The organism is Pedobacter frigidisoli (genome assembly GCF_004331675.1).
Classification (GTDB): Bacteria; Bacteroidota; Bacteroidia; order Sphingobacteriales; family Sphingobacteriaceae; genus Pedobacter; species Pedobacter frigidisoli.
On record NZ_SJSN01000001.1, the window covers coordinates 376974 to 397722 of the forward strand.

Annotated in this window: 18 protein-coding genes; 8 read left to right on the plus strand and 10 right to left on the minus strand. The window is 37.3% G+C overall.

The annotated features are described in order from the left end of the window. Positions 1 to 149: 149 nt before the first annotated feature. The 4 genes from infB to EZ449_RS01580 form a co-directional block, all read right to left on the minus strand. Positions 150 to 3230, minus strand: a complete 3081-nt coding sequence (gene infB, locus EZ449_RS01565) for a translation initiation factor IF-2 (protein ID WP_131556193.1) — start codon at positions 3228 to 3230, stop codon at positions 150 to 152. Between the two features lie 61 nt (positions 3231 to 3291). Beyond that, entirely contained in the window at positions 3292 to 4536 is a 1245-nt protein-coding gene (gene nusA, locus EZ449_RS01570) for a transcription termination factor NusA (protein ID WP_131556194.1), read from the minus strand. A gap of 64 nt (positions 4537 to 4600) precedes the next feature. After that, complete coding sequence (gene rimP, locus EZ449_RS01575) at positions 4601 to 5065, minus strand: ribosome assembly cofactor RimP (RefSeq protein WP_131556195.1); 465 nt, start codon at positions 5063 to 5065, stop codon at positions 4601 to 4603. A 121-nt stretch (positions 5066 to 5186) separates the two neighbouring features. Then, positions 5187 to 5618, minus strand: a complete 432-nt coding sequence (locus EZ449_RS01580) for a hypothetical protein (protein WP_131556196.1) — start codon at positions 5616 to 5618, stop codon at positions 5187 to 5189. A gap of 17 nt (positions 5619 to 5635) precedes the next feature. Here EZ449_RS01580 and EZ449_RS01585 point away from each other — a divergent pair, with 17 nt between their 5' ends. Next, entirely contained in the window at positions 5636 to 5980 is a 345-nt protein-coding gene (locus EZ449_RS01585) for a phage holin family protein (protein WP_131556197.1), read from the plus strand. A 74-nt stretch (positions 5981 to 6054) separates the two neighbouring features. Here the strand turns inward: EZ449_RS01585 and EZ449_RS01590 are convergent, their stop codons facing one another. The 4 genes from EZ449_RS01590 to panC form a co-directional block, all read right to left on the minus strand. Further along, the gene (locus tag EZ449_RS01590; protein ID WP_131556198.1) at positions 6055 to 7194 is read right to left on the minus strand and encodes an acyl-CoA dehydrogenase; all 1140 of its coding nucleotides are present in this window, start codon (positions 7192 to 7194) and stop codon (positions 6055 to 6057) included. Between the two features lie 185 nt (positions 7195 to 7379). After that, positions 7380 to 8360, minus strand: coding sequence for a lysylphosphatidylglycerol synthase transmembrane domain-containing protein (locus tag EZ449_RS01595; protein ID WP_131556199.1), 981 nt, complete (start codon positions 8358 to 8360; stop codon positions 7380 to 7382). 4 nt (positions 8361 to 8364) lie between these two features. Next, positions 8365 to 8715 carry an aspartate 1-decarboxylase gene (gene panD, locus EZ449_RS01600; protein WP_131556200.1) on the minus strand — a complete coding sequence of 117 codons (351 nt, stop codon included), beginning with the start codon at positions 8713 to 8715 and terminating at the stop codon, positions 8365 to 8367. Between the two features lie 108 nt (positions 8716 to 8823). Further along, on the minus strand, positions 8824 to 9669 hold the full coding sequence (gene panC, locus EZ449_RS01605) for a pantoate--beta-alanine ligase (protein WP_131556201.1): 846 nt from the start codon (positions 9667 to 9669) through the stop codon (positions 8824 to 8826). A 149-nt stretch (positions 9670 to 9818) separates the two neighbouring features. On the opposite strand from panC, the gene EZ449_RS01610 reads away from it, so the two are divergent. From EZ449_RS01610 to glmS, 3 genes are all read left to right on the plus strand, one after another. Further along, positions 9819 to 10643, plus strand: a complete 825-nt coding sequence (locus EZ449_RS01610) for a glycogen/starch synthase (RefSeq protein ID WP_225872195.1) — start codon at positions 9819 to 9821, stop codon at positions 10641 to 10643. 22 nt (positions 10644 to 10665) lie between these two features. Further along, complete coding sequence (locus EZ449_RS01615; RefSeq protein ID WP_131556203.1) at positions 10666 to 12087, plus strand: DUF4270 domain-containing protein; 1422 nt, start codon at positions 10666 to 10668, stop codon at positions 12085 to 12087. Positions 12088 to 12231: 144 nt separating this feature from the next. Further along, positions 12232 to 14070 (plus strand): glutamine--fructose-6-phosphate transaminase (isomerizing), encoded by a 1839-nt coding sequence (glmS, locus tag EZ449_RS01620; protein ID WP_131556204.1) that lies wholly within the window; start codon positions 12232 to 12234, stop codon positions 14068 to 14070. A 141-nt stretch (positions 14071 to 14211) separates the two neighbouring features. Here glmS and EZ449_RS01625 read toward each other — a convergent pair whose 3' ends face one another. Both EZ449_RS01625 and mutY read right to left on the minus strand, forming a co-directional pair. Continuing rightward, the gene (locus tag EZ449_RS01625) at positions 14212 to 14655 is read right to left on the minus strand and encodes a single-stranded DNA-binding protein (RefSeq protein ID WP_131556205.1); all 444 of its coding nucleotides are present in this window, start codon (positions 14653 to 14655) and stop codon (positions 14212 to 14214) included. 55 nt (positions 14656 to 14710) lie between these two features. Continuing rightward, positions 14711 to 15772 (minus strand): A/G-specific adenine glycosylase, encoded by a 1062-nt coding sequence (gene mutY, locus EZ449_RS01630; RefSeq protein ID WP_131556206.1) that lies wholly within the window; start codon positions 15770 to 15772, stop codon positions 14711 to 14713. Positions 15773 to 15940: 168 nt separating this feature from the next. On the opposite strand from mutY, the gene EZ449_RS01635 reads away from it, so the two are divergent. From EZ449_RS01635 to radA, 4 genes are all read left to right on the plus strand, one after another. Next, a complete protein-coding gene (locus tag EZ449_RS01635) occupies positions 15941 to 16243 on the plus strand; it encodes an HU family DNA-binding protein (protein ID WP_131556207.1) in 303 nt (100 codons plus the stop codon). Between the two features lie 10 nt (positions 16244 to 16253). Then, positions 16254 to 17132: a tetratricopeptide repeat protein gene (locus EZ449_RS01640; RefSeq protein ID WP_131556208.1), complete on the plus strand. Its 879-nt coding sequence runs from the start codon at positions 16254 to 16256 to the stop codon at positions 17130 to 17132. A 283-nt stretch (positions 17133 to 17415) separates the two neighbouring features. Continuing rightward, the gene (locus EZ449_RS01645) at positions 17416 to 18966 is read left to right on the plus strand and encodes an Rne/Rng family ribonuclease (protein WP_131556209.1); all 1551 of its coding nucleotides are present in this window, start codon (positions 17416 to 17418) and stop codon (positions 18964 to 18966) included. 367 nt (positions 18967 to 19333) lie between these two features. Then, a complete protein-coding gene (radA, locus tag EZ449_RS01650; RefSeq protein ID WP_131556210.1) occupies positions 19334 to 20710 on the plus strand; it encodes a DNA repair protein RadA in 1377 nt (458 codons plus the stop codon). The last annotated feature ends 39 nt before the right edge of the window (positions 20711 to 20749 follow it).

The following is a 20749-nucleotide window of genomic DNA, read 5'->3' on the forward strand; positions in this document are numbered from 1 at the left end:
TCGATAATTTTAAGATACTAACTCATTATTATCCGATAATTTTAAGATATAAACTCATTATTATCCGATAATTTTAAGATTCAAAAATTGATTGAACAAAAAAAGTGGCCTTTTGGGACCACTTTTATTTCTATAATGAAGTTAGAAACTTATAATTTTCTAGCTACTTCTACTTGTTCGTAAGCTTCTACAATATCGCCAACTTCGATGTTGTTAAAGTTTTGAATGTTTAAACCACACTCATAACCTTTTAGCACCTCTTTAACATCATCTTTAAAGCGTTTTAATGATGCTAATTCACCTGTATAAACAACAACACCATCTCTAACGATACGGATCTGGCTCTTACGTGTGATTTTACCATCTAATACCATACAACCTGCAATGGTACCCACTTTAGTAATTTTGAAAGTCTCACGAATCTCTACGTTAGCCACAATTTTCTCTTCAAATTCTGGATCCAACATACCTTCCATTGCTGATTTGATCTCGTTGATCGCATCGTAAATGATAGAATATAAACGGATGTCGATTTGCTCTTGCTCTGCCAATTTACGTGCACCAGTTGATGGACGAACTTGGAAACCAATAATAATCGCATCAGAAGCCGAAGCTAACAATACATCAGACTCTGAAATCTGACCCACACCTTTACTAATGATGTTGATTTGAATTTGCTCAGTCGATAGTTTCAATAACGAATCGGCCAATGCTTCAATCGAACCATCCACATCACCTTTAACAATGATGTTAAGCTCCTTAAAGTTACCAATCGCTAAACGACGGCCAATCTCATCCAGGGTAATGTGTTTCTGTGTACGTAAACCTTGCTCACGTTGTAACTGCATCCGTTTGTTTGCAATATCACGAGCTTCAGTTTCACTTTCTAATGCATTGAAACGATCACCTGCTGTAGGTGCGCCTTGCATACCCAAAACCTGTACCGGTTGTGATGGACCTGCAAACTCTACCTTAGCACCACGTTCATTGGTTAACGCTTTAACACGACCGCTATAACTACCTGCTAAAATTGGATCTCCAACTCTTAGCGTACCAGCTTGAACCAATACTGTAGTTACAATACCACGACCTTTATCTAATGCCGACTCAATTACAGTTCCTGTAGCTCTCTTATTCGGATTTGCCTTAAGTTCTAATAATTCTGCCTCTAATAATACTTTATCTAAAAGTAAATCTACATTTAAACCGCTTTTACTTGATATTTCTTGTGATTGGAATTTACCACCCCAATCCTCTACCAAGATATTCATTACTGATAATTGCTCACGCACCTTATCTGAATTTGCACCTGGCTTATCAATTTTTGTAAAGGCAAATACCAATGGTACGCCTGCCGCTTGTGCGTGGTTAATGGCCTCTTTTGTTTGAGGCATCACCGCATCATCAGCAGCAATTACAATAATTGCAATATCTGCAGCCTTAGCACCACGAGCACGCATCGCTGTAAACGCTTCGTGACCAGGAGTGTCTAAGAATGTTACTTTTTTCCCTGTTGGCGTAGTTACCATGTAAGCACCAATGTGCTGGGTAATACCACCCGCCTCGCCAGCTACCACATTCGCTTTACGGATATAATCCAGCAATGAGGTTTTACCGTGATCGACGTGACCCATAATCGTAACAACCGGAGCTCTTTCGATTAAGTTTTCAACTGCATCTTCTTCCTCAATTACGTTTTCCTCATCTTCATCAGGTTTAACGAATTGAATTTCGTAACCGAATTCATCAGCAACGATTGTCAACGTTTCAGCATCTAAACGCTGATTGATTGAAACGAACATACCAAGACTCATACAAGTACCAATAATTTTGGTAACTGGTACATCCATCATGCTCGCCAACTCGTTAGCCGTAACAAATTCTGTTACCTTTAATATTTTAGATTGAGATTCAAGCTCATTAGCTGCCTCTTCTGCATTGTACGCAACATCATCACGTTTTTGACGACGTAATTTAGCACGTTGAGCAAATTTACCAGATTTACCAGCTCCACTTAAACGAGCAAGTGTTGCCTTAATTTGATCTTGAATTTCTTTCTCTGTAGGTTCTTCTTTAGGTCCGCTTGGTGTAGCATTTCTATTTTGGAAACCACCGCCAGGGCGGTTTGTATTGTTATTTCTATTTCCTTGATAAGGAGTTCCACCGCCACCAGCAGGCCTATTGCCTTGGTATGGTGTACCACCGGCTGGTCTGTTACCTTGATAAGGTGTACGAGGAGTTCCCGATGCACCTGGTTGACCAGGTGTTGCAGGATTTTGTCCTTGTTGACCTTGGCCACCATGTTGGCCAGGTTGACCTGGTGCTCCTGGAGTTTTTTTACGTTTACGCTTACGTTTAGCAGCCTCACTATCACTAGATGATGCCACAGGACCGTTTCTTCTATCTGGCGTTATTGGTAAAACAATTTTACCAATAATGTTTGGCCCAGTTAATTTAACGGTACGTGCTTTCATAACTTCAGGCTCATTACTAACCGGTTTCACCTCTGCAGGTTTAACATCAGCTGGTTTTTCTTCTGCCTTTGGTTGCTCAACGGGTTTAACAGGCTCTGGGACTTTCGCCACTGGAGCTGTAGTTGCCGGAGTTTCTTCTTTTTTAACTTCAACAGGTTTTACTTCAGCTTTTGGCTGTTCAACCGGTTTCGCTGGCTCTTCAGTTTTTACAACTGGAGCTGTTGCTTGTGGCGCAGCAGGTGCATCTTCCTTTTTAACGGGACGAGTTTTTGAGTTGAGATCGTTTAAATCAATCTTTCCTACAATTTTAACACCTGGGCGTCCGCTGTCTTCAGCTTTATCTTCTGCCTTAGTTACCGCAACTGGCTCTGCTGCCGCTGGAGCTGGAGTTTCTACCTTAGGTGTTTCAACAACCTTTGGTTTCTCTGCCGGTGGAGCAAAAGATTGAGCATTCTTGATCAGAATCTCATCGCTTTTCTCAAAATCGGTATTCTTCTTTGGCGCTTCTACTGGCTTATCAGTTTCAGGCTCGTCACGACGTATTTTACCAATCACTATTTGTTTGGCTTCTTCTCTTACGATCTTATCTCCCTGATACTCTTTTAACAAGGCATTATACATGTCTCCCGTAAGTTTAAACATAGGGCTCTTCTCGGCAGAGAATCCCTTTTTGTTTAAAAACTCAACGGCCGTACCCATGCCTATATTAAGTTCTTTAATAGCTTTAATTAAAATGATTGGTTTGTCGTCTGACATTTAGCTCCTGTTATTGTTTTTATTTAATACAAAAGTAGTGTTTATTTGGCAATTACACCACTTATTCAAATTCTGACTTCAAAATTTGAACCACTTCTTTAATGGTTTCTTCTTCAAGGTCGGTGCGTTTTACCAAATCTTCTACTGTAAGTGCTAATACACTCTTAGCAGTATCGCAACCGATAGCCTTTAATTCGTCGATAATCCAGCTATCAATCTCATCTGAGAATTCTTCTAGATCCACATCTTCATCTGTTTCTTCACCTGCTTCGCGGTACACATCAATTTCGTAACCAGTTAATTTACCAGCCAATTTAATGTTATGTCCGCCACGGCCAATCGCCAATGAAACTTGATCTGGCTTTAAGTAAACCGATGCATGTTTTGTTTCATCATCTAATTTAATAGAAGTAATTTTTGCCGGGCTTAAAGCACGAGTAATGTATAATGAAGTATTATTTGTGAAGTTAATCACATCAATATTTTCGTTCTTCAATTCGCGAACGATACCATGAATACGAGAACCTTTCATACCCACACATGCTCCTACTGGATCAATACGGTCATCATAAGATTCTACGGCAACTTTAGCACGTTCTCCAGGTTCGCGAACGATATTTTTAATGGTTATTAATCCATCAAAAATTTCTGGAACCTCTTGTTCAAACAAACGTTGTAAGAAATCTGGTGCCGTTCTTGAAATAATAATTTTTGGATTTGCGTTGATCATTTCAACCTTAGAGATTACTGCTCTCACAGAATCGCCCTTTTTGAAATAATCTGCAGGAATTTGTTCAGTTTTAGGCATCAAAAGTTCGTTACCTTCATCATCTAAAACTAAGGTTTCTTTTTTCCAAACTTGGTAAACCTCGCCTGTTACCACTTCACCTACTCTATCTTTATATTTTTTGAAGATTTCGTCCTTCTCTAATTCCAATACTTTAGAAACCAAGGTTTGGCGAGCAGCTAAGATTGCTCTACGACCGAAACTTTCTAAGGTAATTTGTTCGATGTAATCATCACCAACTTCTAAGGTGCTATCTAATTTAGACACTTCTGCAAGTTCGATTTCTAAATCATCATCTTCAGAAAACCCATCTTCCATTACTTTTCTAGTTCTCCAGATCTCCAAATCCCCGTTGTCAGGATTCACAATCACATCACAGTTTTCGTCTGTTCCGTATTTTTTACGCAACATGCTACGAAAAACTTCTTCCAACACACTGATCACCGTTGGGCGATCTATATTTTTAAAATCCTTGAACTCCTGAAAAGAGTCGATCAAATTAATTGTTGTAGTACTCATTTTTTACCATGATTAAATAGATTAATAGGATTACAAGATAATCTCGTTTTGCTCATCAATCGTATTACTTAAAACTTATTAATACACTTGTTTCTAATATATCATTAAATGCTACTTCTGTTTGCACAGTAGTCGCTTTTTTTCCTTTTTCCTTAACCGATTCCTCAATCAGCAATTTGTTTTCGGTAACCTCTAAAAGCTTACCTTCTTTCTTTTGTCCGCCAACAAGCTTTATGCTTATTGTACGCCCAATATTTTTATTGTATTGGCGAAGAAGTTTTAAAGGCTCACCAACACCTGGCGAGGAAACTTCTAAGTTATAAGCTTGCTCAATTGTATTTTCTTCTTCTAGATGAAAACCTACATGCCTGCTAATTGCCACACAATCCTGTATGCTAATACCTTCATCGCCATCAACATGAATAATTAATTTATTGTTTGGCAACATTTTCACTTCAACCAAAAACAGTTCTGGTCGATCTGCAATTTTTTCCTCTACGAGGTCTGCAACTCTCTTTTCTACCTGCATATTTTAACCTGATTTCATAGAAAAAGGGGACATTGCCCCCTTCTCTTTTCTTCGATTACGATGCAAATGTACTAAATTTTTCTAAAAAATCAAATACTTATCTTAATTATTATGCTGATTACTACCGCGTAAGTATTTGTTTTTGTGGTTGTAAGTTCTGTTTAATGCTACCTGAGAGTAATTTTCCAGCGTTTGCAAATTGAACGCCGATAAAACTTTCTACCAGATAATTTTTATTTTTTTTAAAGGGTAAATCTGGCTTAAAAACAAGTGAATCGCCAAGTAAGTTAACCTTTCCAATAACTTCAATTTCATCTTGCAAACGATCTAACTCGCCTGGCTTAACTAAAACGGATATGAGATCAATTGAATCGGCATTTATAGCATAAGCATTTTTTAGCTGAAGTAAACTTGCCTTATCTATATTTTTAATTATTATTGTTGTACTATCCCTAGAAAACTTAATGATCGGTTTTTTGTTTGTACCTGAGCAAGAAATGACAAAAGTTGCCACAGCAACAATTGCCGAAAATTTAAATAAGCTTTTAAACATTCACAAAATTAAACATTATGAGATTAATTATTGAGATCCTTTTGATGGGATTGGCCTTTTTTATAGGGGCGAAACTAGTACCTGGCGTTGAGGTAACCGGTTACACAAGTGCACTTATTGCAGCCATTTTAATTGCACTGGCAAATGCGACAATTGGATTTATCTTAAGATTACTTACTTTCCCAATTAACTTCCTAACCTTGGGTTTGGTATCCTTTATTATCACAGTTTTGATGATCCTTTTGGTAGATAGTATGATGACCTCTTTCAATACCTCAGGTTTCTTAGCTGCTGCTTTCTTGGCCATTATTGTAGCTTTGATAAAAGCGATTTTCGGCGCAGTTGCGGGAGAGAAAGAATAGTTAAGATGGAAGATGTCAGATGGAATATGGGTAATCAAATTCCATTATCCATTTTACATCTTCCATCATTTAATTTATCTTATAACTTCTCTCGATATCACCATTTTCTGTATCTCGGAAGTACCTTCATATATCTGTGTAATTTTCGCATCACGCATGAGGCGTTCTACATGATATTCTTTTACAAAGCCGTAGCCACCATGAACTTGAACCGCTTCGATCGTAACATCCATTGCCACTTTTGAGGCAAATAATTTTGCCATTGAGCCCGCCTGAGTATATGGCAAGCCTTGATCTTTTAACCATGCAGCCTTATAAACCAATAACCTTGCGGCTTCAATCTGTGTAGCCATATCTGCTAGTTTGAATGCAATTGCCTGATGTTCTGCAATTGGCTTTCCGAAAGATTTACGCTCTTTGGCATAACTGGTAGCCAATTCAAACGCACCTTGGGCGATTCCTAGAGCCTGCGCTGCAATACCGATTCTGCCACCTTCAAGGGTTTTCATGGCGAACTTAAACCCAAAACCATCTTCACCAATCCGATTTTCTTTAGGCACTTTAACATCATTAAACATTAAAGAATGCGTATCAGAACCACGAATCCCCATTTTATTTTCTTTAGGACCGATGGTAAAACCTTCCATCCCTCTTTCTACGATAAAAGCGTTAATTCCCTTATGCCTTAATTCTGGATGTGTTTGCGCAATTACTAAATAGGTGGATGCAGAACTTCCGTTGGTAATCCAATTTTTGGTTCCATTTAATAAATAGTAATCGCCTTTATCTTCTGCAGTTGTTCTTTGTGAAGTAGCATCAGATCCAGCTTCTGGCTCTGATAGACAGAATGCACCAATTTTTTCTCCTGCGGCAAGCGGCTTTAAATATTTTTCCTTTTGTTCTTCGCTAGCATAAGCTTCTAAGCCATAACAAACCAAAGAATTGTTTACAGAAACCACAACTGATGCAGAAGCGTCGATTTTAGAAAGCTCTTCCATTACCAAGACGTAAGAAATTGCATCCAGTCCGCTTCCGTTATATTTTTCGCTGACCATCATCCCTAAGAAACCAAGTTCGCCAAGTTTTTTAACTTGTTCGGCAGGAAATTTTTGATGTTCATCTCTTTCGATTACGCCAGGCTTTAATTCTTGATTGGCAAAATCGCGAGCCGCCTGCTGAATCATTAATTGTTCTTCACTTAATTCAAAATGCATAACATTAGGTATAAAAGGTTAGTTAATCAAATGTAGCATTTCAAATCAGAATTACTATGGCTGCATAGTAATTTATTTTGCTTTTTCCTGCTATGGGTTTTTGCGTTAACGATAGAAGCGGCATCCATTTTGGCTTTTTCTGCCAAAAAGATACAGCGGATAGCGTGTAAAAACGCCCAAAAAAATTATTTAATATTTTTCTTTGTTAAGATGATGAACAAACTCAAACTTCCAAGAATCAAAATCAGCAAAACCTGTGATGAATGAATGATGGTTGCATAAGCCAATCCATCTTTAAAGGCAATGGAATACAGTACCAGAGACTGTGCAACCATCCAATGGAAAACGCCAATACCACCTTGAACCGGAGCGGCCATGGCAAAGCCCGAAAATACAATTGCAGTAAATGCGGCATTGAAATGTAGGCCAGAAGTTGCCTGGATAGATGAAAATGCAAAATACATTGATAGCGAATAAAATATCCAAATTCCAAGTGTGTAAGTGAGAAACAAACCTTTTTGCTTCAACTTGCTGTAAGAACCAAAACCCTGGCGTAAACTGACAAAGATTCTAAGGAATTTTTTGCTGAATTTTTGACGGAGGAAATAGATTGCTGCGACAACAAGTATGATTGTTATAATGACAATTCCAATTAGCCAGAAGTAATTTATTGTACTTAACTTTTTAGTAATACTGAGATAAATTGTTCCATGAAGAAAATCGGATACGATTTCATACTGGAAGATTAACATGGCCAATGCCGTGAGGAAAAGCACAAGCACATCAAATAAGCGTTCGGTGATTACGGTTCCAATTGCAGCAAACATTGGCACTTTTTCGGCTTTGTGGATAACTGAGCACCGGCCAATTTCCCCAAAACGAGGTAAGGCTAAATTGGCTAAATAGCCGATCATTACAGCATGATAAGCATTCCAAAAACTTACTTTGTAATGTATGGACTTATAGAGCATTTGCCACCTTAATGCTCGTAAGACATGGGCAATCCAAACGGCAAGCGCCGATATAAAAACCCAAAAATAGTTGGCAGATTTAATCTCCAACCAAATTTTTTCTAAATCCTGACCTCGAAACGCTAGGTATAAAACGCCTATTCCTATTAAAAACAGGATGATGTACTTTAACGCTGTTTTGAGGTCGAATGTCACAAAGTTATTTTAGCAAGTGGTTATTATCATCAGGGAAAACAAGAATTGGATTGTATTTTTTGGCATCTTCAATTGGAAGTGCACCATAAGACATGATAATTAAGATATCGCCTAACTGCGCCAAACGAGCTGTTGCACCATTTAAGCAGATGGTTCCTGTACCGCGTTCGCCTTTAATTACATAAGTTTCGAAGCGGGCACCGTTATTATTATTTACAATTTGCACCTTTTCATTCGCGATAATGTTAGCTGCATCCATCAAATCTTCATCTATCGTAATACTACCAACATAGTTAAGTTCGGCTTGTGTTACCTTAACACGGTGTATTTTCGATTTTAATATTGTGATAACCATTCTGCAAAGTTAGTAATAAAGGATTGGATGAAAAAAATGTAAAATGGACGATGGAAGATGTATGATGTTAAGTTGACACATCGGCCATCTCACATTACACATCTTCCATCATTTAATAATCATATTATCTATCAAACGAGTTGAGCCAACCTTGGCGGCAACTAGCGCAACCAAATTATTTTCTTCTTTTGATTTTGCGGGCTCCAATGTATCCCCATTGGCAATGGTGAAATAATCAAGCTCTACACCATCAATATTTTTATAAAATGATTTGGCTTTATCTTCGAGTTCTATAAGCGAAAGTTCTTCAAAATGATCTATAACAAACTGAAGTGATTGACTTAAGACCAAAGAGTGTTTACGATCATCGGCAGATAAATGAATGTTGCGACTACTCATGGCAAGGCCATCATCTTCTCGGATAATTGGACAGGTAATAATCGTAATAGGCAGATTAAAATGAGTCAACATATTTTTGATCATCAGCACCTGCTGAAAATCCTTTTGTCCAAACATGGCAACATCAGGCTCAACGGCATCGAAAAGTTTTTTTACAATTTGGGTTACACCCTGATAATGACCTTTTCTAAAAGCGCCCTCCAATAAGAATTCAGCATTACCCAAATCGATGTGCCAACTTTCATCAGCGCCTTTAGGATACATTTCAATTACATCTGGCATAAAAACACCATTGCAACCGGCAGCTTCGAGCATGGCTAAATCGTGTGCTATTGGGCGTGGATATTTCTCTAAATCTTTAGGATCGGTAAATTGGGTCGGGTTTACAAAAATGCTACATATAATAAGATCGGCATTTTCTTTGGCAAGATCGATAAGCGAAATATGGCCGTTGTGCAAAGCACCCATTGTAGGTACAAGAGCAATTTTTTTACCCGATGCTTTTAAAGGTTTTAAGAAAGCCTTAAGCGCTGATTTGGTTTTAAATATTTCCAAAGTGGACAATCTAAATTAGGGCGGTAAAGGTGTAAAATAATCTAAACGAAACCAAACAAATGCTTGCTATATTGATAAATAGTATTATTATGCTTACCTTTGCAGCTCATTATCTTTTATTTAACTTAATATTTTCTTAGAATATGGAGATGGCAAAAACGAAGCTGCTGATTGTTACACACGAGATGTCGCCTTTCCTCGAGCTTACTAAAATTTCTGAAATCACACGTCAATTACCACAGGCGATGCAAGAAAAAGGATTCGAAATCCGCATCTTGATGCCAAAGTTCGGTAATATCAACGAAAGAAGAAATCGTTTACACGAAGTAATACGCTTATCGGGAATGAACATCATTATTGATGACAACGATAACCCCTTAATTATTAAAGTAGCATCCATCCCAGCTGCACGCATGCAGGTTTATTTCTTAGACAACGAAGAGTATTTCCAACGCAAACAAGTATTTACAGATGCTAGCGGAAAATTCTTTGATGATAACGATGAACGTACAATTTTCTTTTGCAAGGGCGCATTAGAAACCGTAAAAAAATTAGGCTGGGCTCCAGATATCGTTCACTGTCATGGTTGGATGAGCGCTTTAGTTCCTGCTTACATTAAAACAACCTATAAAAATGACCCTACTTTTAAGAATTCTAAAGTAGTGTATTCTATTTATGAGGATTGCTTTGAGGAAAAATTAAATGCTAATTTCTCTAAAAAAGCAGTGATGGCAAATATGACGGAAGATGACACTAAAGCTTTCTTAGCATCAGATTGCAACAGCATGCACATTGGCGCTGTAACTCACTCTGATGCAGTTGTTTTAGCAGATGAAAACCTGAACAAAGATGTGTTAAAATTTGTTAAAGATTCCAATAAGCCAACATTAGCTTTTAACTTAACCGAGAATTTTGAAAACTTCTATAATTTTTATGAAGAAATTTCAAATGACGAATTGGTTTCTCTTGCTTAATTAGGTATTATTATTTTTAAATATGAAATTTACAAAACAAGACTTATTAACCCTGTTGATAAGTCTTTTTCTTTTTGCATCGTGTAAAAACCCAGATGGTGTTGGGTTAGATGTTGATCCAAGTACGGCCATTACAGGAACATTGGTTGTTTCTGATGTTACTACCCAAATTGTGAAAGAACCAGCTGTTGGTACTGCTGGCCTTGTTCGCTACCCACTAGGTTACATGATAGATCCTGTATTTGGTAAAACCGAATCTAATTTGGCAATGACCTTATTTCCACCATCATCCTTTACCCAAGATTTTGGAACTTCTCCAGTATTGGATTCTGCAATTTTGGTTTTACAATTAGACGATGCGGCAATACAAACAAAATTTTATGGCGATACCACTAATTCTAAATACAGTATTGATGTTTACCAATTAACCAACAAAATTTCGGACTACACAAGTTCTACCGTTCAACCGCACAACACAGCTTTGTTGGGCAACTTTAATGGAAAAATTGCACCAAACACAAAGAACAAGGTTTATGATATTGTGGTTGGAAAGGCAGATACATTATTAACAAATCCAGCACAGATTAGAATTCCCCTTAATAGGACTATTATTCAAAACTCAATTGTTAATCTTCCTGCAACCAATTTTACTACAAACGCTAAGTTTAGCGATATTTTTAAGGGCCTTTACGCCGAGGTAAATAAAACTTCATCAACAGGTGTTGGTGGTGTTGCATTTATAAAGTTTACTGGAACAGATTCTTACCTACAATTGGTTTATAAGAAAACCAGCACTACAACAAGTGGAGTTGATACGGTTTCTGTAAAATTTCCTCTAGGTGCCTTGGCTTCGAGTACAACGAGCAGTGCTATCTCTGGAATTGCAGCAAATATTAAACACGATTACACAGGCACACCAGTTGCAACTCAAATTGCAACTCCATCAGCAAGCTATCAAGTTACCTATTTACAAGGTTTAGCTGGTGTAAAAACTAAGATCAGCTTCCCGCAGTTGGTTAATTTCGTAAGCACTTATGGCAAATCTGTAATCAACAGGGCCGAATTGGTGGTTGATGCAGGAACTCCTATTTCTACATATCCATTCCTTTCATCTCAAAGACTTTCACTGTATCGATGGGATATAGCCGAACAACCTGCAGATATATCAGATTATACCATATTCTCAGGAGGAACGGTAACTGATGCTGCATTTGGAGGATATTTCGATTCTATCAAGAATAGATATGTATTCATTGTAACAAATTATGTTCAAACCTTAGTTGATAAAAAAATAACCGATTACGGAACTTTTATTGCACCAACGGCATATAACCTCTATCAAAAAACACCGTCTGCTACTACGGCAGAACGAGCTATTATTGGTGCTGGTACAGCTACAGCAAATAAAATAAAGCTAAACATTTACTACACGAAGATTAACTAGTAAATAATAAAATTCTTTCAGAGAGCCGCTACAATTTTTTATTGTAGCGGCTTTTTTAGTATTTCGAATTAAATATTCATTCAAAATTCATTCAAGTCAAACGTTTGTTTAGTATGTTTACAGAATTAAAAATACTGAACATATATGTGTGGAATCGTAGGCTATATTGGCTACAGAGAAGCTTGGCCCATTGTATTGAAAGGCCTAAAAAGACTAGAATACCGTGGTTATGATAGTGCCGGAATAGCATTGATGAACGACAGCGGTCAGCATATTTACAAAAAGGCTGGAAAGGTTGCTGTTTTAGAGGAATTTGCAGAGAACGAAGATAAATCGGGCACAGTTGGAATGGGCCACACCAGATGGGCCACACACGGCGTTCCTTCTGACAGAAACTCCCACCCACATACTTCTAATAATGAGAAGTTATCGATTATCCACAACGGAATTATCGAAAACTATTCAACCTTAAAAGAAGAGTTAACCCATCGTGGGCATACTTTTAAAAGTGATACAGATACAGAAGTTCTCATCCATTTAATTGAAGAAATACAAAAAATTGAGCAAATTGATTTGCTTGAGGCTGTACGATTGGCTTTAAAGGAGGTTATTGGAGCTTATGCAATTGTGATCATGGATAAAGATCATCCAGATCGTTTAATTGCTGCCAGAAAAGGTAGTCCGATGGTTATTGGCGTGGGTAAAGGAGAATATTTTATTGCTTCTGATGCAACCCCAATTATCGAATACACCAAAAACGTTATCTATTTAAACGATAACGAAATTGCTTTAGTTACTAAGGATGATCTTTTGGTAAAGCGCCTTGATAATGTGGTACAAACTCCTTTAATTCAAGAGTTACAACTGAAACTAGAAATGCTCGAAAAAGGAGGTTTCGATCACTTTATGCTTAAGGAAATTTACGAACAACCGAGGTCGATTAAAGATTGTATGCGTGGTCGTATTTATCCAGCGGAAGGTAAAGTTCAGCTTGGTGGCATTAAGGAATTTGCAGAGAAACTAAAAAATATCGATAGAATTATCATTGTTGCCTGCGGAACATCGTGGCATGCAGGATTAGTTGGCGAGTACCTCATTGAGGAATATGCCCGCATTCCTGTTGAGGTAGAATACGCTTCAGAGTTTAGGTACCGAAACCCAATCATTACCGAAAAAGATGTTGTGATTGCGATTTCTCAATCTGGAGAAACAGCCGATACCATGGCGGCGATTGAAATGGCAAAAGAACGTGGAGCAACCATTTTTGGAATCTGTAACGTTGCTGGGGCGTCAATCCCTCGTTTAACACATGCTGGTGTTTATACCCATGCAGGGCCAGAAATTGGTGTAGCATCTACCAAGGCATTTACTGCCCAGGTTACGGTTTTAACCTTAATGGCCTTTTACATGGCGCAGCAAAAAGGAACGATTACAACCTCAAAATTAATCGAGCTTTTAACCGAATTGGATAATATTCCTGAAAAAATCCAAATTGCTTTAGAATCGAATGATATAATTAAGGAAGTAGCTGAAAAAATTAAGGATGCTACGAATTGCTTATTTCTTGGCAGAGGCAGCGGTTTTCCTGTTGCACTCGAAGGCGCATTAAAGCTAAAGGAGATCTCGTACATCCATGCAGAAGGTTATCCTGCAGCAGAAATGAAACATGGCCCAATCGCTTTAATTGATGAGGAAATGCCTGTTGTTTTTATCGCTACGCAAAATTCATCTTATGAAAAAGTAATTAGCAATATTCAAGAAGTAAAAGCTAGAAAAGGAAAGGTAATTGCCATTGTTACGCAGGGCGATACCGAGGTTAAGAAAATGGCTGATTACTGCATCGAGATTCCTGATGCTAACGAAGCTTTCTTACCGCTATTGGCAACGATTCCGCTACAGTTATTAGCATATCACATTGCTGTAATGAGAGGTTGTAATGTAGATCAGCCTAGAAATTTAGCCAAATCTGTTACGGTAGAATAAAATAATTAGCCCAGCTTAGTAACATAGCGGGGCTAATTGTAATTTTTCATATTCTACCATTCTTTGTCATCCCTTTTCTGATTAGATTTGCTTAACCAAAGTAAAAGGAATGCAGCAATTTATCTCTACTTCCGACCAATATTAAAAAGGTAAGTCTCCATTTTCATCTGATGGCCCGATTGTAAACTCATCATGAATTTTCGTTTCTGCATTTTGTGGAATTGAAGTAGTAGTTGTAGGACTTTGCTCAAAATCGCTTTTCCTGCCTAACATGGTAAAGTTTTCGGCTACAATTTCAGTAACGTATTTCTTTACTTTCTCTTTATCTTCGAAAGATCGCGTTCTTAATTTACCCTCTATATAAACCAATTTCCCTTTTTGAAGGTATTTTGAGGCTACTTCAGCAAGTCCACGCCACAGTACAATGTTATGCCATTCTGTTTGTTCTACTCGTTTACCGTCTTTGTTGTATGTTTCCGAAGTAGCTAATGGAAAACTCGCTACTGTTACGCCACCATCTAAATGGCGCACCTCAGGGTCTTTGCCCAAATGGCCTACTAAAATAACTTTGTTAATGCCAGACATAAATATTTTTGGTTAGTTTTTTCTTTCTTTATATAAATCCCGCCAAGATGGTTAGTTACTCCATTTTATGTTTATAAAAATATTCTTGAACAAAATCATGAATAACTTTAGGTTGCGGTAACTCATCTAATTTAACTAAAGAAACCCAATTAAGTTCCTTTTGTTTATTAAAGTTAAATATATAATTTTTTAATGCAAAAAATTGCAAGTGGATTATTTGGTGAGTTAATATATGCCTTTTAGCGCTTTGAAGTATAAAACTAGCATCATTACCGAAAGTCTCTTTAACTTCCAGAGCAAACTCAGGACTATATATATCTATTTGAGTATGCGTTTCAATACTTGGGAAATCGTACAGATGCTGCCAAATATCACCTGCTTGCCTTTCTATTACCAGAACCTGATCATCGCTTTCGCAAATAAAATAATTAATGAATCTATGTTTTTGACTTGCCTTTTTTAATTTAACTGGTAAAACATTCACCATATTATTATTAAATGCAAAACACTGCTGGCTTAGCGGACAAATACCACAGTTAGGAGATTTTGGCTTGCATTGTATTGCCCCAAACTCCATAATGGATTGATTGTACAAAGCCGGATCTGCCTTATAAAGTAGCTCATTTGCTAGTGCAAAAAACTCCTTTTTACCACTCGGCGAATTTATTGGTGTATCAATTCCATAAAATCTGGCCAATACCCTAAACACATTTCCATCTACAACTGCACGGGCCTCTCCTGATGAAAATGAGGAAATTGCTGCTGCCGTATATTCACCAATTCCTTTCAACTTTATTAGCTCATCATGCAGATATGGGAAGATTCCGTTAAAATCTCTAACCACAATTTGTGCGGTTGCGTGCATATTTCTACCCCTTGAGTAATAACCCAAACCCTGCCAGAGCTTTAAAACCCTCGCTTCTGTCGCTGCCGCAAAGTCTAAAACAGTAGGGAAGTTCTCCAGAAATTTATTAAAGTAAGGCAGCCCCTGTTCCACCCTAGTTTGTTGTAGTATAATCTCTGATAACCAGATGGTATAAGCATCGTTAGTATGTCGCCAAGGCAGATCTCGTTTATTTACCAGATACCAATTTATCAGTTCATTTTGGAATGTCATTGCTGCAAATTACGGTGTATTTATTGGTTTTAAAAAAAACTTGCAATCCAGTGATCACATTGCTCAGAAAAAAATCATCTTTTATTTCCCTATCTCATTAAAAAGCAATACTTTTGCAACCCCAAAACAGTAGTAATATTAAAACACAATATATATAAATAAGTAAATATGACTAAGGCAGATATTATTTCAGAAATATCAACAAAAACCGGAATTGAGAAGGTTGATGTACAGGAAACAGTTGAGGCATTTTTCAAGGTTATCAAAACAAGCATGATTGGCGGTGAAAATGTATACGTAAGAGGCTTCGGTAGCTTTGTTGTTAAAAAGAGAGCGCAGAAAACTGCTAGAAATATCTCAAAAAACACTGCAATAATTATCCCAGAACACTTTGTACCTAGCTTTAAACCAGCAAAAGTTTTTGTTGACAAAGTTAAAAGCAACACAAAAAAAATTAGCGTAGAAGCTTAAGTCTTAAATTATGAATAGTAGCATCAGGTCAAAACAAATCATCATTACAGGAGCGGTTTTATTGCTAGTTGCATTTCTATTCACAAGAGACATTAAAGGTTTAGTTAAACCAACAGAAGAAAATGGCAAAATGCCTGCAAGTGGCCAAATGGCAGGAGCAGAATCTACCTCATCTTCGACAGCACTAAGCATCGAAACTTCCTCTACTGCCGCAAAAAATGTACTGAATAAGAATTTAGCTACAGACATTACAGCATTAGAAATTAGTTACAAAGGTGCTAACGGTGCAGAAAAAATTGAATTAGCTAAACAATTGGCCCAGAAATGGGATGATGTGGAGCAAATTACGCCATCGGCTCTTTATTTAGAGGTTGTTGCACAAGGCGAACCATCATCAAAAACATGGTTAGCTGCAGGTAATCAATTTATAAAGGCTTTTGAAAGTACCCAAGATAGTTTAGCACAACCTGCTTTATTGCAGAAAGCGAATACTTCTTACAAAAATGTATTGGAGAAAGACTCTACAAACATTGAAGCTAAAACTGGCTTAGGTGTTACAATAGTAAATGGCCTGGGTGCACCAATGCAAGGTATTGCAATGTTGTTAGAGGTAGTTGCTAAAGAACCTAAAAATGTTAAGGCGAATATGAACTTAGGGATTTTCTCGATAAAATCAGGTCAGTTTGACAAAGCAATTCCTCGTTTCAATACAGTAATTGCCGCTGCTCCAACCCCTGAAGCCTATTTTTATTTAGGAACAGCTTTAGAAAATTTAGGTAGAAGTAAAGAAGCAGTTGTTGCTTATTTAGCAAGCAAAAAATTAGCGGCTAACCCAACCTTATCTTCATTCATTGATAAGAAAGTGGCCGAACTAAAGAATAAAAATTAATTAACAGATTAATAAAAACATTTAAAACTTAAAACTATGCCAAGCGGTAAAAAAAGAAAGAGACATAAAATGGCTACCCACAAACGTAAAAAACGTTTAAGAAAAAACAGACATAAGAAAAAATAGTTTTCTTATCTTGATAAAAGCCCTTTAAACCTCATAGTAACCACTGTGAGGTTTAAAGTATTTATATGATTTTTTTATTGTATTTATTTTGGCTTCATCAATGTTTTCTTATTTACTATCCATTTGTTAATAGGCGAAAGCCTTAAATCTGTAGCTGTTGGTAAAAGAATTAATTATCAATTCGACTCCTACCGGAGTTACCATAGCGTTGATTGAAGACAAACAACTTGTTGAGCTTCACAAAGAACAAATCAATAATAACTACGCCGTAGGCGATATTTATTTAGGCCGCATTAAAAAAATTATGCCAGGCCTGAATGCTGCTTTCGTGGATGTTGGTTATGAAAAGGATGCTTTTTTGCATTATTTTGATTTAGGCCCACAGGTACAATCTTTAATTAAGCTAACGAAGATCAAGCGTAATGGCTCGGTTACAGGCACATTATTAGATAATTTAAAGCTAGAAGCCGATATAAACAAGGCAGGCAAAATTTCTGATGTGCTGGCTAAAAACATGCTCCTACCCGTACAAATTGCCAAAGAGCCAATTTCTACTAAAGGACCGCGTTTAAGCTCCGACATTTCGATTGCCGGTAGGTATGTGGTACTGGTGCCATTCTCCAATACCATATCTGTATCAAAAAAAATTAAAAGTAATACCGAACGTAATCGCTTAAAAAAGATTATTGAAAGTATTAAGCCTCAAAATTTTGGGGTAATTATCAGAACTGTTTCTGAGGGGCGAGGGGTTGCCGAAATGCAAAAAGATCTATTAGATTTAATTGCTAAATGGGAAAACTTCATTAAAAAAATGCCTTCTACCGAACCTGCAAAAAGAGTTTGGGGAGAAATGGACAGATCGTCTACGTTGATTCGTGATATTCTGAATCCTGATTTTACAAACGTTTATGTGAGTACGCCTGAGCTGTACGATGATATCCGTTCTTATGTACACGATATTTCTCCAGAAATGGAAAAGATTGTTAAACTGTACAAACAGAAAGAACCCATCTTCGAACATTTTGGAATAGAAAAGCAGATTAAAAATGCTTTTGGAAAAACAGTAAACTTACCCGGTGGTTCTTACTTAGTTGTAGAGCATACCGAAGCACTTCACGTTATAGATGTGAATAGTGGAAACCGTACTGCCAGTAAAGAAAATCAAGAAGAGAACGCTTTACAGGTAAATAAAGAAGCGGCTAAAGAAATTGCCCGTCAATTGCGCTTGCGTGATATGGGTGGTATTGTGGTAATCGATTTTATCGATATGCACAAACCGACAAACCGTAAAATGCTATTCGATTATTTGCGTGAGCTGATGTTATTGGATAGAGCCAAACATACAATTTTGCCTCCAAGCAAATTTGGTTTGGTACAAATCACCAGACAACGTGTTCGTCCGGAGATGAATATTGTTACGGTAGAAAAGTGCCCTGCATGCGGTGGTACTGGAGAAATTAAAGCGAGTATTGTTTTAATGGATGATATTGAGAATAACCTTAATTATATTTTACGTGAGCAAAATGAAAAAGGCGTAACGCTTTGCGTTCACCCTTACATAGAGGCTTACATTACTAAAGGAATTTTCAACCTCCAACGCCGTTGGTATTTTAAGTATGGCCAATGGGTAAAAGTAAAGGCACAATCATCGTATTACTTAAATGAGTTTCACTTCATTTCCTCAAAAGATGAAGAGATAAAATTATAACTCAAAACACATTTGCAAAAGCCTGGATTTTTAAAATTCAGGCTTTTTGCTTTTAAAGGAACTTGGAAAACTTCGCTCCGTAGTTCTTGGCAAAATCAGTCCTGCCATTCACTACAATCTTTTTTGCCATGAATTAGCTTCGTTACTGATAGAAAATAAGCAATTGCAGCTATTCCGAGGAGGAGTTTTTGGAAGGCAAAAAAGTATTTTCGTTGCTGTCAGGTTTAAAACCACAAGTTAATTGCAGCTAAAAAATATGGCGGCTATGACAATCCTAATTGCCTTTCACAAGCTATAATTATGTTTAAAAAAATAAATCCACTTTCGAGCGTTAAAGGTTAAATTCGTAATCTAAAAACTAAATCAATTGGCAAAAACAAAAACTGCATATTTCTGTCAAAGCTGTGGACAAGAATCGGCAAAGTGGCTGGGTAAATGTCCATCGTGTGGTCAATGGAATACATTTGTGGAAGAAGTTGTAGAAAAAACTTCAGCATCTATTCCTACTTGGAAAAGCGATACAAGTTCGAGAAAGTTAAGCAAACCGAGTAAGGTTGATGAAATACAATCATCAACGGAAAGAAGAATTTTAACTGGCGATAAAGAATTAGATCGTGTTTTAGGAGGTGGTTTGGTAGAAGGATCGCTAGTGCTTATTGGCGGGGAACCTGGCATAGGAAAATCAACTTTGATGCTGCAGTTGGCCTTAAATATCAAGGGCAAAAAATTACTTTACATTTCTGGCGAGGAAAGCGAGCAGCAAATTAAAATGCGAGCAGAAAGAATTCAGGAAAGTCCATCATCAGATTGCTACATTTTAACAGAAACATCAACCCAAAATATTTTTAAGCAAATAGAAATTTTACAGCCTGAGATTTTGGTTGTCGATTCTATTCAAACCCTACATTCATCACACATCGATTCTACTCCAGGAAGTGTATCGCAAGTACGGGAATGTACCGCCGAACTTTTACGTTTTGCAAAAGAAACAGGCGTGCCCGTTTTCTTAATCGGTCATATAACCAAAGATGGTGCAATTGCTGGTCCAAAAATACTGGAGCACATGGTTGACACGGTTTTGCAGTTCGAGGGCGACAGGCATCACGTCTATCGCATTCTACGATCAATCAAAAATCGCTTTGGTGCTGCTGCCGAACTTGGAATTTACGAAATGCAAGGAAGTGGGTTGAGGGAAGTTTCCAATCCATCAGAAATTCTTTTATCGCAAAGGGATGAGGAACTAAGCGGTATCGCTATTGCAGCAATGCTCGAGGGCGCCAGACCAATGCTCATTGAGACACAGGCTTTAGTTAGTCCGGCGGCTTATGGCACGCCACAAAGATCTGCTACAGGTTTCGATACCAGAAGAATGAACATGTTATTAGCTGTTCTTGAAAAACGTTGTGGTTTTAGATTGAGTACGCAAGACGTTTTTTTAAATATTGCTGGCGGAATCCGTGTAGAAGATCCAGCGATAGATTTGGCTGTGCTTATTGCCATTATTTCTTCTCATCAAGATATTTCGATATCATCCAAGAACTGCTTTGCTGCAGAAGTTGGCTTATCAGGAGAAATAAGGGCCGTAAATAGAATTGAACAAAGAATAGCAGAAGCTGACAAATTAGGCTTTGAGACCATCTATATTTCTAAATACAATTTAAAGGGAATAGATATCTCTAAATATAATATAGAAATTAAAGCGGTAAGTAAAATTGAAGAGGTTTTTAGCCTTATTTTCGGATAATTTGAATGGGGCATTGGGAAAATAATCAACAAAATTCCA